Here is a 17024-nt window from a genome sequence, read left to right as displayed (position 1 = left end):
TAATAAATTAGCTCATTAAAGAAATGAATATAGGAGACCGCGTGCGTTTAATGCACGGCCGCGAAGAAGGCATTATTACCCGATTTATTGGCACCGACCAAGTTGAAATTGCAATAGACGGCGATTTTACGATTCCGGTGATGCGCCGCGAAGTGGTAGTAATTGCAGCCGAAGAAGCCAAATTTTTAGGCAATGAACCTGCAGAACAAACCCAGGCGCAGAAAAGCCAGCAGCTTTTTACCAATCCGGTTTCACCGGTACTTTCGGGCTCTGGTATTTACGTGGCCCTGGTACACCAAAGCCCGGAATTACTGGCCGTAAACGTGGTAAATAATACCGATTACGACCTGCTTTTTACTTACGGTGAAGAACGCGATGCAAAATACAAGGGCATTCTGAACGATAAGTTAAATGCGCGGAGCAGCAAAGCCGTTTCGCACATGCACCTGAAAGATTTTGATAAATGGCCGGATGTGATCATGCAGTTTTTACTGCACCGCGCCGGTACAACTTCGCTTTTACAACCCGAACTCAAACGGTTAAAATTTAAAGCTTCGTCGTTTTACAAGAGTAAAAATGTGGTGCCGGTACTAAAAAAAGAAGGTTATCTGTTTCAGGTAGACAATAAACCGGCCGAAGTTAATACCGGCAAAATTCTGCAACATCTGAGCGAAAATCCGGAACCAGTGGCTGACAATTACAAACTAAAAACGCCGGCTTCCGAAATAGATCTGCATATTGAAAAGCTTACTGACGAGGATGTTACTTTGATGAGTAATTCTGAAATTCTGCGTCGGCAACTGGCAGTTTTTCAGGATAATTTAGACCGTGCATTGGCCGCAAACTTACCGGAAATAACGTTTATTCACGGTACTGGCAACGGTGTTTTAAAGAAAGAAATTCAGAAAATATTGAGCCGGAATAAAGAAATAAAGTATTTTGAAGACGCTAAAAAAGAGAAATTCGGATACGGCGCTACCAAGGTAAAATTGAAATAGACTTTTCAGGGCTGAAAGGATAGCGTTTGCAAGCCCTTAACCAATCATCAGCGTCTGGATCTCTTTTAGAAGGTCGTCTTCGCGGAATGGTTTTTTAAGGTAGCTGTTGGCGCCGGTAAGCAAACTTTTGGTAGCGTGCTGCGGATGCTCATGACTGGTGATCATAATTATGGGAATATCCTGAAATTCAGGCATTTGGTTCCGGATAAAATCGGTAGCTTCGTAACCATCCATTTCGGGCATTTCCACATCCATCAGTATAAGGTTGAAGTTCTGTTGTTGCAGTTTTTCGATCGCGATCTTACCGTTTTCGGCAACTTGCAGGCCAAAACCATGGCTCTCCGCAAAGTCTGAAATAAGTTGCTGGAAGAAACGATTATCTTCTACTAATAAAATTTGTAGTGGAACATCCATCTGAATTGCTCGGATTATATAATTTTGTACCGGCGAAGGTTTAAGATCTGGCCAGTCGAACTTGGAACGAGTAATAATCAATGCTTGTTGTAAATAACAATAAAGTTCTTGTTCTTTGAAAATAAATTCTTTATAAAATAAAATAACGGCAAGCCGGCTTATCGCTGCGTCTTCCAGACGGAGAGGAAAGTCCGGGCAGCACAGAGCATCTTGCTTCCTAACGGGAAGGGGCTTTCCGGGCGACTGGAAAGTTACAGACAGGGCCACAGAAAATAACCGCCCTTTTTTAATTAGAAATTAAAAAAGGGTAAGGGTGAAAAGGTGCGGTAAGAGCGCACCAGTGCTTTGGGTGACCAGGGCAGCTGGGTAAACCTCAGGAGCTGAAAGACCAAATAGGTCCCGAATGTGGAGTTGCTCGCTCCCTGATTGCTTCGGTAATCTGTCGGGATGGGTAGGTTGATGGAGCCATGCCGCGAGGCCTGGCCTAGATAAATGATAAGCCGTTGCGGATTTTCCGTGGCGACAGAACCCGGCTTACAGGCTTGCTGTTTTTTTTATTTTTTACTTTTTCAAAAAAGCTGCCATTAATTCAGAATAAATTAATGGCAGCTTTTTGCATTTATCCCCCTCTTCTACCCTTTCAGGCAACATTTATTGCTCATACCATTTTTTCCGGAGTTTCAGGAATCCAAGCTATTGGCACTTAAAGTCAATATTATTAGTTAAATTTCTGAATTCGTAAGAAAAGCATCTTATTACCCGCAGCAGTTTAACCAAGCCTTTATGCAGCCGAATAATAAAATAAAATTTGTTAGCGCCAACCGGAATGAGTTTTTCGCCACCACCCGGAAACGCGTGGATCTTTATTTCGCGGAAAACAAGATCTCGAAGCATGCCAACGGCGCCATGATCCTGAAAAGCGTGATCCTGATCAGCCTCTACGTTTTGCCTTTTTTCTTTCTACTGGCTTTTCAACCTTCATTTCCGGCCAGCCTTTTACTTTGGTTTTTAATGGGAACCGGAATTGCCGGTATTGGCATGAGCGTGATGCACGATGCTAACCACGGCGCTTATTCCAAAAACAGCAAGGTCAATTACCTGATGGGCCACACCTTGAACCTGGTGGGTGGCTCGGCTTTTAACTGGAAACTGCAACACAACATTCTGCACCACACTTATACTAATATTGCCACCATAGACGAAGACATAAAAGACCGTTTGGTTTTGCGGTTTTCACCACACACTAACGTGAAATTCTATCACCAGCTGCAATACGTTTATGCATTCTTTTTTTACGGCTTATTAACGCTGTATTGGGTTTTGGCGAAAGATCTTGTTCAATTTCCGATGTTCATTAAAAACGGCACCAATGCCAATTCCCGCAAAGAAAACGTGGTTGCGTTAACCAAATTAATTGCAGCCAAAGCGATCTACTTTTTCATGATCCTGGTAGTGCCGGTCGTGTTTTTCAACATTCCTTTCACCGAAGTTGTACCGGGTTTTCTGCTCATGCATTTTGTAGCCGGCATTATTCTTACCGTGGTTTTCCAATTAGCACACACTGTAGAAGGTACAAGCCATCCGCTGCCGAACGATAAGAACATTATTGAAAACGACTGGGCCATTCACCAGATGGAAACTACGGTTAATTTCGCCCGGAAAAACAAGCTGATTTCGTGGTACGTGGGTGGCCTGAATTTCCAGGTAGAGCACCATCTTTTCCCGCGCATCTGTCACGTACATTATCCGCAGATCGCCGAAATTGTAAAAGCTACCGCCGAAGAATTTAACGTACCTTATTTAGAGAACGAAACCTTTGGCCAGGCGCTGCAATCGCACATCAATACACTTCATCGTTTCGGACGTTTACCGCACTGGAACGAAGCAATTGGGTAAACACTTTTTTAGCCTGAAAGCATAGCGTTTTTATTTAATTTCTGAAATTCCGAACGTAAATTACCGGCAAAAACCCCGCAATTAATAGCTCCGAACGATGAACCCGAAAATACTACTCTGGGAAAAAGAACTCAACGAAATTACCGCGCAATTCAAAAGCAGTTTCGGGCATTTGAGTGAGGAAGAACTGAACCGCAAACCAGACTCCAAAACCTGGAGCATTGCCGAAAATATAGCGCATCTTATTAAGATAAACGAAAGCTATTATCCGGTTATTAAAGCGGTAGGGGCGGGGAATTTAAAACTGCCTTTCATTGCCAGATTTTCCTTTTTCACCAACCTGCTCGGAAAATTCATTCTGCAATCGGTTGAACCGGAACGGAAAAAGAAAATAAAAACCTTCCGGATCTGGGAACCGGATACCAGCCAGACACAAGGCAATATTCTGGAGCAATTCGAAAAACACCAGCGGGAATTTATCAGTTTTATGAAAAGCACCGACGGGTTACTGAGCAAGCAAACCATAATCAGTTCGCCGGCCAATAACATGATCGTGTATAAACTGGAAACCGCTTACGAGATTATAGTTGCGCACGAAAAAAGACACCTGAACCAGGCGCTGGAAGTATTGCAACGGTAACAATAAAATGGTAGGCTTTTCGTATTAAAATCCGAACGCCGGTTCCGAAAAACGCTATCCTTTTACGCCTGAAAACTAAAGCCTTGCCTACCACGCTGCTTCAGATCCGCACGCTTCAATTTCGGCGTGAATTAAAAACGCTGGGACTTTTGCATAAAGCATTGTTTGGCATGCTTTTTCTTACGCTGGTGGCAATTTCCCACAGCAATTTTCAAAAGCAACCGAATTGCTGGTTCGCCGTGACGTTACTTTGGGTGGCAGCAAGTTTTGTGCAACTTTACCGGCCAGACAAAAACTTTGTTTACCTGCATTTAGCGAAGCCGCACCAAGCCATTTTTTTGGAATACGCGGTAATTTCGTTACCATTTATTTTACCAGTATTATTTTCTCCGAACTGGTTTTGCTTGTTCATTTTCCTAGCCGGCCTGTTCCCCATCACGTACATCCGAACCACCGTTTCAACTCAAACCCGGTTCATTTTCATCGGCAAAATATTTCCGGCTAATACTTTCGAATGGATTGCCGGTTTCCGGAAAAATTTTCCGTTACTAATTCTGATTTATGCGCTTGCCCTGGCGTTTTGTTGGGTAAAAGTATTGCCTTTGGCGCTACTCTGGCTTTTTTTTGGTATAGTGCTGAATTTTTACCAGCAGGCAGAACCCTTGCAGTTGCTGCGTACGATTACCGGAAACCCTAAAGATTTGCTCCGGAAAAAGATCATGCAAATGGTAAAATTGCTGTTGCTTTTAAGCCTGCCGGTAATATTGTTGCAAACAATTTTTCACCCGTGGTTGGGTTTGGCTGCACTGGCTTTTTTATTGCTCCAAAGCTGCGTGCTGGCTTTCGCTATATTCCTGAAATACAGCACTTACGAACCAAATAAAACGCTGAACAGCAACATGCTTTTGGTATCTTTTGCCCAAATAAGTGTCGTGATCCCGTTTTTTATTTTACTTCCGCTTGCTTTAATTTTCAGACAATACCGCCGGGCGCTTCAAAATTTAACGCACTATTTACCGCCATGTTAGAGATAAAAAAACTCAGTGTTTCCTTTGCCGGCCGGCCGGTTTTACAGGATCTGGATCTTACAGTTGCTGCTGGAAAAGTGCATGGCATAATCGGGTTGAACGGCGCCGGGAAATCTACTTTTTTCAACGTTTTATCAAGTGTAGTTAAACCGGAAAATGGTGAAATTATTTTCAATGGGAAACCGCTGAAATATACCGACATTGCTTACCTCGAAACCACTAACTTTTTCTACCCGAACCTTACCGGCCGGGAATACCTGAATATTTTCCCGAAAACGAATAAGGATTTTGATCTGATCGCGTTTGAGCAAATTCTGCAACTGCAGCTCGATCTGCTGATAGAAACGTATTCTACCGGTATGAAGAAAAAGCTGGCTCTGCTAGCGATGCTGCAACAAAACAAACCCGTTTTTGTACTGGACGAACCTTTCAATGGCCTGGATCTGGAGTCGAACCGAACGCTGGAAATGATCGTTGAGTTGCTGCGCCAGAAAGGCAAAACGGTTCTGATCTCGGCGCACATTCTTGAACCGCTTTTACATACTTGTAACCAGATCCATCTATTGCAAAACGGCCGTTTCGTACAAACCTTCGGAGAAGCAGAATTTCCCTTTATCCGTGAAAAACTTTTTGCACAACTGAACCAGGATCTTCAAAGTCAATTAAAGAAGGCGCTTTAGTTTTTAAGCCCGAAACCATAGCGTTTTAAACAGAAATTTGCTTCCTGGTTTTCCTGCAATATCCAGAAAAAGCCGCTAATTTCACTTCTCTAAAAATCGCTTCAAAACGCTACAACTTTTCTATGAAAAACTGCTCAACATTGTTCCTGGCTAGCCTTACAGTTCTGCTATTAAATACTTCCTGCTCCTCAACTTCCAAAACGGTTTCTGCTTCTAATAGTGCGCCAGCCAAAAGTATAGAAGCTTCCGGTTACGATGCTGCGCTGGCACAACAATTAGGCGCCGATGAGTATGGCATGAAACAATACGTAATGGCTTTTCTGAAAAGTGGCCCGAACCGTGATCAGGATAAAACTGTGGCAGCAGCATTGCAGAAAGCGCATCTGAATAATATAAACCGCCTTGCTGAAGAAGGAAAACTCGTAGTGGCTGGTCCGTTTCTGGATAAAGGCGAAGTGCGCGGCATTTACATTTTTAACGTAACCAGCATTGAAGAAGCGCAAAAACTAACCGAAACCGATCCGGCTATTCAGGCGGGGCGTTTGGTTATGGAGCTGCACCCGTGGTACGGTTCGGCGGCGCTGATGCAGGTTAATGATACACACAAAAAACTGGAAAAGAAAAACGTAGCCGAATAAAGAATTACCGAGTTTTTTTGCAATTTTCCCTACCGTTTTTCAAGCCGAAAAAGCCGGCAATTCGTAAACGGTTCTTTTAAAACGAAGGCTTTCCCATAAAATTAAAACTATGCCTAAAATTCTGATCATAGACGACGAGCGCGGCATCCGCAGCACGCTGAAAGAAATTCTGGAGTACGAAAATTACACCGTAGAAGAAGCTGAAGACGGCGAAAAAGGCCTTGATCTGCTTTCTAAAAGCAAATACGATGTGGTGCTCTGCGACATAAAAATGCCCAAAATTGACGGAATGGAAGTGCTGGACCGTTCCCGCGAATTAAACCCGGACGTTCCTTTTATTATGATCTCTGCGCACGGCACCATCGATACGGCCGTGGAAGCTACCAAAAAAGGCGCTTACGATTTCCTGGTTAAACCCCCCGATCTGAACCGTTTGCTGGTAAGCGTGCGCAATGCGCTGGATAAATCGAACCTGGTAACGGAAACGAAAAAGCTCAAGAAGAAGATCTCGAAAAGCTACGAAATGGTAGGCACTTCCGAAGCGTTGGAACGCGTGCGAAAAGCCATTGACAAAGTTGCCTTAACCGATGCCCGCGTTTTAATTACCGGCCCGAATGGTGCGGGTAAAGAAATGGTAGCGCGCCAGCTGCACGAAAAAAGTAACCGCGCTTCCGGCCCGATGGTGGAAGTGAACTGCGCCGCCATTCCCGGTGAACTGATCGAAAGTGAATTGTTCGGTCACGAAAAAGGCTCGTTTACTTCAGCGGTAAAACAACGTATCGGGAAATTTGAACAGGCCAACGGCGGAACTTTGTTTCTGGATGAGATCGGCGATATGAGTCTTTCAGCGCAGGCTAAGGTTTTGCGCGCTTTGCAGGAAAATAAAATTACCCGCGTAGGCGGCGAAAAAGAAATTCCGGTAGATGTGCGCGTAGTTGCCGCTACGAACAAAGATCTTTTAAAAGAGATCGAAGCCAAGAATTTTCGCGAAGACTTATACCATCGTTTGGGCGTGATCCTGATCCATGTGCCGCCGTTAAACGAACGCCGCGATGATATTCCGGCTTTGGTAGAAAAATTCCTGCAAGATATAGCGCAAGATCACGGCACCAAACCTAAAACCGTAGCCAAAAACGCTATGGAATATCTGCAAAAACTCGACTGGCGCGGCAATATTCGCGAACTGCGCAATGTAGTAGAACGCCTGGTGATTATGAGCGATGCTGAAATTACTGAAGAAGATGTGAAGTTATATGCCGGGAAAGCAGCGGTTTGATTGAATTGTTAAATGGTTTAATTGTTAAATTGTTATTTGTAAAAGCGGCAGGTTTTCTGGTGAAAAACCTGCCGCTTTTTGTTTCTGCCCCCTTCATTGCCGTCTGCTTTAGCTGACGGATTATTGCCAAATTATCCAGGGCTTTAGCCTAAATATTACGGAAATTTAAATTTGGCTGAAGCCGGAATACGAAATCGCATTTCCGTCAGCTAAAGCAGACGGCAATGAAAAAGGATTTGCCCAGAACAACTGTAGCGTATGGTTGTTTTATATTATAAATAATAAACAATTAAGCCATTTAACCATTTAGCCATTAAACAATTTAACCTTTTAAGAAACCAGCAGATTACAACCTCTGATATCGGAATTATCAAACCGCCCCAACACTTCAAAAGTACCATCTGGGTAAACTTTGCCGATGTCTTTAGTTTCGATAAAGCAGCAGGAATCGATGTTGGCCAGATCTATTACATTTATGCCGCCGCTGCGCAGGTTGGGGTTAATTTCAAAAGGATCATTCAGGTCGCGGAGCAGGATCTTCATGGTTTTGGGAACCTGAAAGATACCGTTGCCGGAAGAATAAGCCTGCGATAACAGTTCGGTCATGCCGTATTCGGAGTGAATATTCCGGATCTTAAAAGCGGCTTTTAAAATGGCATGTAGTTCTTCCCTGATCATTTCTTTTCTGCGGCCTTTCATTCCGCCGGTTTCCATAATAATTACATCCGAAAAGTCTGTATGACCAACCGTTTCAGCCAGATCGAGCAGCGCGTACGTTACCCCGAAAAGCATTACTTTTTTACCACTTTCCCGGGCATTTTCGATAGCGTTTTTCAGCGCATCGAACTGATATAGAAAGAAACCCGGCTCCTGTTGCCCGCTGCGTTTTATGAAATGATCTACCATGGCTACCAACGAAGATTCGCCTTGCTCCAGGTAGGAAGGCAGCAATGCCAGAAATACAAAATCCGTTAATTTGCCGTAAAATTGTTCAAATATGAGTTCAGCGTTTTGTAGGTAGAATTGCACGTCAGCTACAAAATGGCGGCTGCGCTCCTGTTGCGTGGTGCCGCTGCTTTTAAAAATGGTTTCCGCTTCGAATTTCCCGGTCTTGACTTCCTGCGTTTTAAAAAATTCGATGGGTAAAAACGGTATCTTTTCGAGGCTGAAAACTGCTTCGGGATCTATTCCCAGGTACTGAATATATTTTCGGTAAACCGGATTTTCCTGTGCCTGAAAGCGAAAAATTTCCAGCGCAAGTGTTTCAAAACCGAAACTTTGCGGCCCGGTTAGCAGTTCTTTAAAAAGTTGTTTATTATTGTTCAATTCTGAAGATAACAATTGCAGGTTTACTGCGTTAATTTTGTAAAAATAGTTTCTAATCTGCTTCCAATGAAACACTTATTCTTAAAATATAGCTGGTTGCCGGTTTTACTGCTTTTAAGTGCCTGTATGAAGGAGCCGGTTTACCCGCCGGAGCCGCAGATCGAGTTTAAAAGCATCTCTGCCAGAACCGTTTTCGATGATTTCAGGAAAACAGAGGTTGCCGAGATAAAGATCATCTTAAAGTTTAAAGATGGCGACGGAAACCTGGGCATCGATAATGCAAACCCGGCCGATTCCTTAGCACCTTTCGATTACGCGAATGGTTTCAATAAATTTCACCATAATTATTTTATAGAAACTTATTTTGAAACTGACGGCGAATTTAAATTGGTAAATCTGCCCATAAGTTTAAACGGTCGTTACCCGCTGTTGAATCCGGATGGGGAAAAACGAGCCCTGGAAGGCGAATTGCTTTATACCATCGATGACCTTGTTATATCCTTTCTCCCACTCAGCTTTAAATCGGGCGACCGCATGAAATTCAGAGTAACCATCGCGGACCGAGCTTTAAATTTGAGCAATACAGTGGAAACCGATCCGGTTCAGATATTTTTTTAACGAACCAAAATACGAATCAAGTAATATAAAAAGCCCCGGCATAAAGTCGGGGCTTTTACTTTTTATAGCCTGAAACCTACCGTTTTTTAGTAGATCTGCGGGAAACATTTTGGTTCAGCTTCGTGCATCATTTCATAAACCGTGTCGAAAATATCTTCGGCGTTTGGTTTAGAGAAGTAATCGCCGTCGGAGCCGTATGGCGGACGATGCTCGTGCGCGGCGATGGTGCGCGGTTGCGAATCTAACCAGCGGTAGGCTTCCTGCTCTTCCACTACTTTTTGCAGCATAAACGCAGATGCTCCACCCGGAACATCTTCATCAGCAAAAATTACGCGGTTCGTTTTCTTGATAGATTCTACAATGCTGTGGTTAATATCGAACGGCAATAAGCTCTGCACATCAATCACTTCCACCGAAATCCCGAATTCTTCAAGTTGCTTGGCAGCATCCATCACAATGCGGCACATCGAGCCGTAAGTTACAATTGTAATATCCTCACCTTTTTTCAGGACTTCCGGCTGGCCAAGCGGTACCGTAAATTCACCGATGTTATTCGGAATTCTTTCTTTCAGCCGGTAACCATTCAGGCATTCAATGATCAGGGCCGGCTCATCCGATTTCAACACGGTGTTGTAGAAACCAGCTGCCTGTGTCATGTCGCGCGGTACCAGCACGTGAATACCGCGAATGCTGTTCAGGATCATGCCGATTGGCGAACCTGAGTGCCAGATCCCTTCCAGGCGGTGGCCACGGGTACGGATAATTAATGGCGCTTTTTGCCCGCCTTTCGTACGGTATTGCAAACAGGCCAGATCATCGGAAAGGATCTGGATAGCATATAATAAATAATCTAAATACTGGATCTCAGTGATCGGACGCAGGCCGCGTAAAGCTGCACCAATACCCTGGCCAACGATCGTACATTCCCGGATACCGGTGTCAGTTACGCGCAGTTCGCCGTATTTTTCCTGCAAACCGGCAAACGCCTGGTTTACATCGCCAATTTTACCAACGTCTTCGCCAATGGCAAACACTTCCGGATATTTCGCTAAAGCAGCATCGAAACAAGCCTGCAAAACTTCACGGCCATCTACAATAGGGCTGTCTTCTGTAAACTCAGCTTTAACTTCTTCTACCAATAAAGCAGATTGCTCGCTCTGGCTGAATAGATACGAATTATAACGATCTGCATTTTCGCCAACCGCTTCTTCGAGCCAGTCTTTCAGATTGCGTTTCGCGGCAGATTTTTCGTCGCGTACATAACGCAGCGCTTTGCGGGCAGCTTTCACGGCATCAGCCCGGATCGGGTTAACCGTTTTGTGAAGCTCTTCGGCAATTTCGGCCAGTTTGGAAGCGTGTTCGCTCTGGCTTTCGCTTACCAGATGGTTCAGCAGATCCTGGCATTTGTCATGGTCAGCTTTAATACCTTCCATAAATGCATTCCAGGCGGCGGCGCGCGCTTGTTTTACGGTTTCTTTGGCGTCGGCTTCCAGTTTATCAAGTTGATCGGTAGTGGCGTATTCGTTTTCCAGGATCCACTCGCGCATTTTCTTGATACAATCGAAATCAGCTTCCCAATCCAGACGTTCTTTAGACTTATAACGTTCGTGCGAACCGGAAGTAGAATGGCCTTGCGGCTGCGTAACTTCCTCTACGTGAATAAGAACCGGCACGTGTTCTTCGCGGCAAACGGCTACAGCTTTTTCGTATGTTTCGCATAGCGTTTGGTAATCCCAGCCTTTTACTTTGAAAATTTCGTAGCCTTGTTCGCCTTTGCCTTCGCGCTGGAAACCAGCCAGAATTTCTGAAATAGAGCCTTTGGTGGTCTGGTATTCAGCCGGAACAGAAATGCCGTAACGGTCGTCCCAAACAGAAACCAGCATCGGAATCTGAAGAACACCGGCTGCGTTAATAGCTTCGAAGAACATGCCTTCGGAAGTTGAAGCGTTACCAATGGTACCAAAAGCTACTTCGTTACCGTTTACCGAGAAGTTCTTGTTGTTCTGAAGATCCGGGTTCTGGCGGTACAGCTTTGAAGCGTAAGCCAGTCCAACCAAACGCGGCATTTGTCCGCCGGTCGGGGAAATATCGGAGCTCGAGTTTTTAATTTCGGTCAGGTTTTTCCAGTTGCCATCGGCGTCAAGAGAGCGGGTTCCGAAGTGGCCGTTCATGGCGCGGCCGGCGGTTGCTGGCTCGGCTTCAACGTCGGTGTGGGCGTAAAGCTGGGAAAAATATTGCTGAATGGTCAGTTCGCCGGTGGCAAACATGAAAGTCTGGTCGCGGTAATACCCGGAGCGAAAATCACCGGGCTTAAAGTATTTGGCCATCGCCAACTGGGCAACTTCCTTGCCATCGCCGAAAATTCCGAACTTGGCTTTGCCCATGAAAACCTCTTTACGGCCGGTTAAACTGGCCTGGCGGCTTTCGAAAGCAATGCGGTAATCGTTTAGAATTTCTTCTTTGGTAAGCGTTTGAATTTTCGTGAGTTCTGCTGGCTGCATAATTTAGCGTTAGTGTTATGAAAATTTCAGCATCCAAAAGTACGAAAATTTAACCGTTTTCAAATATTTTGCAAGCCCGGAAACCAAGTGTACTGAAAATTTGTAGTGCATTTAACTTCCGGTTTTTATATATTTGCTTCCGGTAACGATTAACTCACGTAATATTTAAACTACGGTTAACCATGAAAAAAATCTTTACAATTCTGCCTGCCCTGGCATTTATGCTGGCTTCAGTAAATACGTTTGCGCAAGGCGTGCTGAAATTTGAATCTGAAAACCACGATTTTACGAAAGTAACGGAAGGGACAATTGCTACGCACGAATTCAAATTTAAGAACACCGGCGACAAACCGCTGGTTATTTCGAACGTGCAGGCTTCCTGCGGTTGCACCACACCAGACTGGACCAAAGAACCAGTAATGCCTGGAAAAACCGGTTTTGTGAAAGCGGCTTATAACAGCAATGGCCGTCCGGGAGTTTTCAATAAATCTATTACGGTAACTTCCAATGGCACAGAACCAACCAAAGTGCTGACTATTAAAGGCGACGTACTTACCCGTGCTGAAGCCGCTAAAAATTATACTCCGGAGCAAAAAGCAAAATCACCGAAGCTGACGTTAACCGGCAATTCACACGATTTTGGCAAAGTAGAAAGCTATCGTCAGGTAATTGCTAAATTCAAAGTGAAAAACACCGGTAAAACCGACCTGGTTATCTCAGATGTGAAAACAAATTGCAATTGCGTATCTTTGCAGCACATTCCGGACGCAATTAAACCAAATAAAGAAGCGACGCTGGAACTTTCTTACAACCCGAATCTGTTAGGTAATAGAACGGAGGTTGTTGAGATCTTTTCAAACGACATCGTTTCAGAACCGGCCAAGGTTAACCTGAAAGCAGAAGTTGTAAAAACCCTTGCGCCAACCAGCATAGTTAAAGAGGGAACCACAAGTGTTCCTTTTAAATAGTTTTTTCATAGTTTTATTTTGACTAATGGCAGTGATTATTTCGCTGCCTTTTTTTATGCCTTTTAGTTTGGAAAAAAGGATCTTTTTTTTAAGATTTTAGAAGCATTGTAGTTTTTGGTCTTGAAAGTATACCGTTTTTCTTGGTCATCTCGACGTCCGGAGAGATCTCTTTGGAATGGTAGTTTGGTTTGCTATTAAATCCCTTATTACGTCATTCCGAGCGCTAGTCGAGGAAACTTATGAAGCCTTATTTCTGACTTTTTCTGCTGAAAAGCATACCGTTTTTTTCTGTCATCCTGAGCACAATTGAGCGCGGGAGCGCGAAGATTGCGAGCGTAGCTCTGAAGGACCTCGTCGGCGGGCAGCAGTTTTTCAACTACAAAGGATACCGTTTTTGAAACACCTTTACTGCTAAACATCTGACTTTAAATTTTCATCGGCAATTTATTCCCTCAAGCCGGGCGGGCTTCGTTTCTGCGTTCGCGGCTGCAACCTTACCTAGCCGCATGGCGGCTTTCCTGACGGAACCGGTAAGCTTGGAGGCCGCTCTCACAGAAACTGGTATCATTCACCTTCGTAGTTAGCTTCTTTTTAGTTTAGTTTTCTCGGGTAACGTGGTTTTCAGGCTACGCTGCGCTGGCGAAATGCTTAAGATTGATAAATCAGGAAATTCTGTAATTCAGGTACTGACAATTGTCATGCAAATCTCTTAATCTGGTAAATCCTGAAACTGACTTTTTCGGCTGAAAACCATAGCATTTTTACTTTCCTGAAAAACAAGCTTTTAGCAATTCGGACCGGGTAAAATTTTTCCTTCGGGTTTTGCTATTTTATTACCGGAAACAACTGTATCTTTGCGCAAATTTCACATCAAAAATACTACTGAAATGATAATTGGTGTTCCAAAGGAGATCAAGAATAACGAGAACCGCGTAGCTTTAACTCCGGCTGGCGTGGCTGAAATGAAAAAGCATAACCACACCGTTTACGTGCAGGCAACTGCCGGTATGGGTTCTGGTTTCAGCGACGAAGATTACGTTGCGGCTGGTGCAGTAATACTGCCAACTATAGAAGAAGTTTACGGCATTGCCGAAATGATCATTAAAGTGAAGGAGCCGATCGCTTCTGAATACAACCTGATCAAAGAAGGCCAGTTATTATTTACTTATTTCCACTTTGCTTCTTCCGAAGAATTAACACACGCCATGATCGAGCGCAAAGCCATTTGCCTTGCTTATGAAACTGTTGAGAAAAAAGACCGTTCCCTGCCATTGCTGATTCCTATGAGCGAAGTTGCTGGCCGTATGGCTCCGCAGGAAGGCGCGAAATACCTGGAAAAACCACTGAAAGGCCGCGGCATTTTATTAGGTGGCGTACCAGGTGTAAAACCTGCTGAAGTATTGGTATTAGGTGGTGGTATTGTTGGTACTCAGGCTGCTAAAATTGCGGCTGGTTTCGGTGCCCGCGTAACTATCATGGATATTAACCTGAACCGCCTGCGCGAACTGGATGATATTATGCCAGCAAACGTGGTAACGCAGATGAGCAACCACTACAACATTAAAGAAGCTATCAAAACGGCTGACTTAATTATTGGTGCGGTATTGATCCCGGGTGCAAAAGCGCCTCACTTAATTACCCGCGACATGCTGAAAGACATGAAGCCAGGTACCGTTTTAGTTGACGTTGCTGTTGACCAGGGTGGTTGCATCGAAACCTGCAAGCCGACTACTCACGAAAACCCAACCTTCATCATCGACGATGTGGTTCATTACTGCGTAGCGAACATGCCGGGTGCAGTTCCTTTCACTTCCACTTTAGCTTTAACCAACGCCACCTTGCCTTACGCAATCATGCTGGCAAATAAAGGCTGGCAGGCTGCTTGCGCGCAGAACGACGAACTGCGTTTAGGCCTGAACGTGGTGAACGGTGAAGTGGTTTACAAAGGTGTGGCTGATGCCTGGAACCTGCCACTTACAAACCTGAGCAACGTAATGGAAGCTTACGCGTAATTATATAAATATTGATCTTGCGAAAGCCTTTCTGAAATTTTTCGGAGAGGCTTTCGTTTTTTTAATAGCTTAACCCTACCCTTTTCTAAAACGCATGTTCTGGCTCAAACTCGGAAATTTACTCAAACGCTTAGGCTTTCTGCTGGTGTTTTATATGCTGCTGCGATCTGCTTTTTTAACCCTGCATTTCGATACTTTTAGCGAAGCAACCAATGCCCAGATCGCCAAAGCATTTGTATTAGGACTCCGTTTCGATCTGGCGGCCATTTTTATGGTAAACCTGCCATTTCTTTTTTTCTCGTTGCTACCATTTGCTTTTACCCAGTGGAAACGGTACCAATTGGGCCTTAAGATCTGGTTTATCATCACCAATTTCCTGTTCCTTTGCCTCAACCTGATCGATCTGGAATATTTCAAATTTATTGGCCGCCGCACTTCCAACGAGCTTTTTACCATTACCCGCGACATTCAGGCGCAGGCCGGTCAGTTGATCACCAATTACTGGTATTTTCCGCTGGCAGGCGCTTTGCTCCTTTTCATTATGATAAAATGGTATCCGAAAGAAAAGAAAAACCCGGACGCCAAACCTCATTTAATAATTGAAATAATCGGGCTGATCCTGATGGTGGGCGCTGGCATTTTATTTATTCGGGGTGGAACTGCTTTAAAACCGCTGCGGCCGGCCAATGCCTTTATTCAGGAACCGCCAGTTTTAGGGCACGTTACCCTGAACACAACATTCACCTTTATTAAAAGCATTAACAGCCCGGTTTTAGACCCAAAAGAATACTTTGCCACCGATGCGGAATTATACCAAGCGCTGGAATTTAACCCAAAACCGGTAGGGAAATCGCAGGAAAAACCGGTGCGCGATAATGTAGTGATCATTATCATGGAAAGCTTTGCGTCGGAATACACGGGTCTGGAAAACAACGGCAAAGGTTACACGCCATTCTTCGATTCTTTAGCTGCCCGGGGCAATTTTTACCGGGAGCATTATGCCAACGGCCGGAAATCTATTGAAGCCTTGCCCCCGCTTTTTGCAGGTTTGCCTTCGCTTATGAATCAGCCATATATTACTTCCAGTTTTCAGAGCAACCAACTGTATGGCATAGGCAGTATTGCAAAAGATGCGGGCTATGCAACTTCCTTTTTTCACGGCGCCGAAAACGGGACCATGGGCTTTAATACTTTTGCCCGCATTGCCGGTTTCGATCAGTATTATGGCTTGCGTGAATATCCGAAAAACCTGTTCAAAGCTGATTTCGACGGACATTGGGGGATATTGGATGAACCTTATCTGCAGTATTTTGCGCAGGAACTGAACAAACAAAAGCAGCCGTTTTTAACCACTGTTTTCACGCTTAGCTCGCACCAGCCATACACGGTTCCGGCCAAGTACAAAGGCCGCTTTCCGAAAGGCAAATTACCGATCCACGAATCTATTGGCTACGCAGATTTTGCTTTGCGCCAGTTCTTTAAAACCGCTGCCAAACAACCGTGGTACAAGAATACGCTCTTCATTATTACCGCCGACCATACCCAGGAAAGCGTGGATGCTTCGTACCAGAATGATTTGGGAAGGTTTAAAATTCCGTTGCTGCTTTTCCACCCAACCAAAGTTTTGCCGGTCCGGAATTTCTTTAAGATCACGCAGCACGCCGATATTCCGGCTACCATTGCCGATTACCTGGACCTGCCTGCCAACAAACTTTTACCGTTCAGCAATTCGGTTTTAGATACCACCAATGCCGGCCGCGCTCTTTTATATACCGACGATAATTACGTGTTGGTACACCCCGACCTGGTTACCAAAATGAATGAATACGACCAGGTAACTTATTTTAATTACGCCCCGCACCGTTTAGAACCGCAAATAATTCCGAACCCGGAACTCGAAAAGAAATACACCCGGGAATTAAAGGCGCTGGTGCAATATTACCGCAAAGGCCTGATCGAGAATAACCTTTATTTCTGGCTGAAACGCTAGGGTTTCTGGGCTAAAAACTGCCGGGCCTTAATTGAAAAA

14 protein-coding genes and 1 other RNA gene are annotated in these 17024 nt (G+C 44.5%); 12 read left to right on the top strand and 3 right to left on the bottom strand.

What is annotated here, in order from left to right:
- Nucleotides 1-23: 23 nt before the first annotated feature.
- Nucleotides 24-998: a Smr/MutS family protein gene (locus ACFPIB_RS13770; protein WP_378018040.1), complete on the top strand. Its 975-nt coding sequence runs from the start codon at nt 24-26 to the stop codon at nt 996-998.
- 36 nt (nt 999-1034) lie between these two features.
- On the opposite strand, the gene ACFPIB_RS13765 is transcribed toward ACFPIB_RS13770, so the two are convergent.
- Nucleotides 1035-1412: a response regulator gene (locus ACFPIB_RS13765; protein ID WP_378018039.1), complete on the bottom strand. Its 378-nt coding sequence runs from the start codon at nt 1410-1412 to the stop codon at nt 1035-1037.
- Nucleotides 1413-1557: 145 nt separating this feature from the next.
- Here ACFPIB_RS13765 and rnpB point away from each other — a divergent pair.
- The 7 genes from rnpB to ACFPIB_RS13730 all read left to right on the top strand — a co-directional run bounded on the left by rnpB (nt 1558) and on the right by ACFPIB_RS13730 (nt 7570).
- Nucleotides 1558-1965: RNase P RNA component class A (gene rnpB, locus ACFPIB_RS13760), an RNA gene on the top strand.
- Nucleotides 1966-2195: 230 nt separating this feature from the next.
- Nucleotides 2196-3308, top strand: a complete 1113-nt coding sequence (locus ACFPIB_RS13755; RefSeq protein ID WP_378018038.1) for a fatty acid desaturase family protein — start codon at nt 2196-2198, stop codon at nt 3306-3308.
- Nucleotides 3309-3405: 97 nt separating this feature from the next.
- Nucleotides 3406-3948: a DinB family protein gene (locus ACFPIB_RS13750; RefSeq protein ID WP_378018037.1), complete on the top strand. Its 543-nt coding sequence runs from the start codon at nt 3406-3408 to the stop codon at nt 3946-3948.
- Between the two features lie 83 nt (nt 3949-4031).
- Entirely contained in the window at nt 4032-4976 is a 945-nt protein-coding gene (locus ACFPIB_RS13745) for a hypothetical protein (protein WP_378018036.1), read from the top strand.
- Entirely contained in the window at nt 4970-5656 is a 687-nt protein-coding gene (locus ACFPIB_RS13740; protein WP_378018035.1) for an ATP-binding cassette domain-containing protein, read from the top strand. The genes ACFPIB_RS13745 and ACFPIB_RS13740 overlap by 7 nt, the downstream gene beginning before the upstream one ends.
- Nucleotides 5657-5778: 122 nt before the next feature.
- Entirely contained in the window at nt 5779-6294 is a 516-nt protein-coding gene (locus tag ACFPIB_RS13735) for a YciI family protein (protein ID WP_378018034.1), read from the top strand.
- 109 nt (nt 6295-6403) lie between these two features.
- Nucleotides 6404-7570: a sigma-54-dependent transcriptional regulator gene (locus ACFPIB_RS13730; protein WP_378018033.1), complete on the top strand. Its 1167-nt coding sequence runs from the start codon at nt 6404-6406 to the stop codon at nt 7568-7570.
- Nucleotides 7571-7900: 330 nt separating this feature from the next.
- Here the strand turns inward: ACFPIB_RS13730 and ACFPIB_RS13725 are convergent, their stop codons facing one another.
- Nucleotides 7901-8896: an acyl transferase gene (locus ACFPIB_RS13725; protein WP_378018032.1), complete on the bottom strand. Its 996-nt coding sequence runs from the start codon at nt 8894-8896 to the stop codon at nt 7901-7903.
- A gap of 66 nt (nt 8897-8962) precedes the next feature.
- Here ACFPIB_RS13725 and ACFPIB_RS13720 point away from each other — a divergent pair, with 66 nt between their 5' ends.
- The gene (locus tag ACFPIB_RS13720; protein WP_378018031.1) at nt 8963-9514 is read left to right on the top strand and encodes a hypothetical protein; all 552 of its coding nucleotides are present in this window, start codon (nt 8963-8965) and stop codon (nt 9512-9514) included.
- Between the two features lie 86 nt (nt 9515-9600).
- Here the strand turns inward: ACFPIB_RS13720 and ACFPIB_RS13715 are convergent, their stop codons facing one another.
- Nucleotides 9601-12015 (bottom strand): alpha-ketoacid dehydrogenase subunit alpha/beta, encoded by a 2415-nt coding sequence (locus ACFPIB_RS13715; RefSeq protein WP_378018030.1) that lies wholly within the window; start codon nt 12013-12015, stop codon nt 9601-9603.
- A 182-nt stretch (nt 12016-12197) separates the two neighbouring features.
- On the opposite strand from ACFPIB_RS13715, the gene ACFPIB_RS13710 reads away from it, so the two are divergent.
- From ACFPIB_RS13710 to ACFPIB_RS13700, 3 genes are all read left to right on the top strand, one after another.
- On the top strand, nt 12198-12983 hold the full coding sequence (locus ACFPIB_RS13710; RefSeq protein WP_378018029.1) for a DUF1573 domain-containing protein: 786 nt from the start codon (nt 12198-12200) through the stop codon (nt 12981-12983).
- An 887-nt stretch (nt 12984-13870) separates the two neighbouring features.
- On the top strand, nt 13871-14995 hold the full coding sequence (gene ald, locus ACFPIB_RS13705) for an alanine dehydrogenase (RefSeq protein ID WP_378018124.1): 1125 nt from the start codon (nt 13871-13873) through the stop codon (nt 14993-14995).
- 94 nt (nt 14996-15089) lie between these two features.
- On the top strand, nt 15090-16985 hold the full coding sequence (locus ACFPIB_RS13700; RefSeq protein WP_378018028.1) for an LTA synthase family protein: 1896 nt from the start codon (nt 15090-15092) through the stop codon (nt 16983-16985).
- The last annotated feature ends 39 nt before the right edge of the window (nt 16986-17024 follow it).

Origin of the sequence: Adhaeribacter terreus (assembly GCF_042657365.1) — a bacterium.
Classification (GTDB): Bacteria; Bacteroidota; Bacteroidia; order Cytophagales; family Hymenobacteraceae; genus Adhaeribacter_A; species Adhaeribacter_A terreus.
This window is presented reverse-complemented; position numbering and strand designations above follow the sequence as displayed.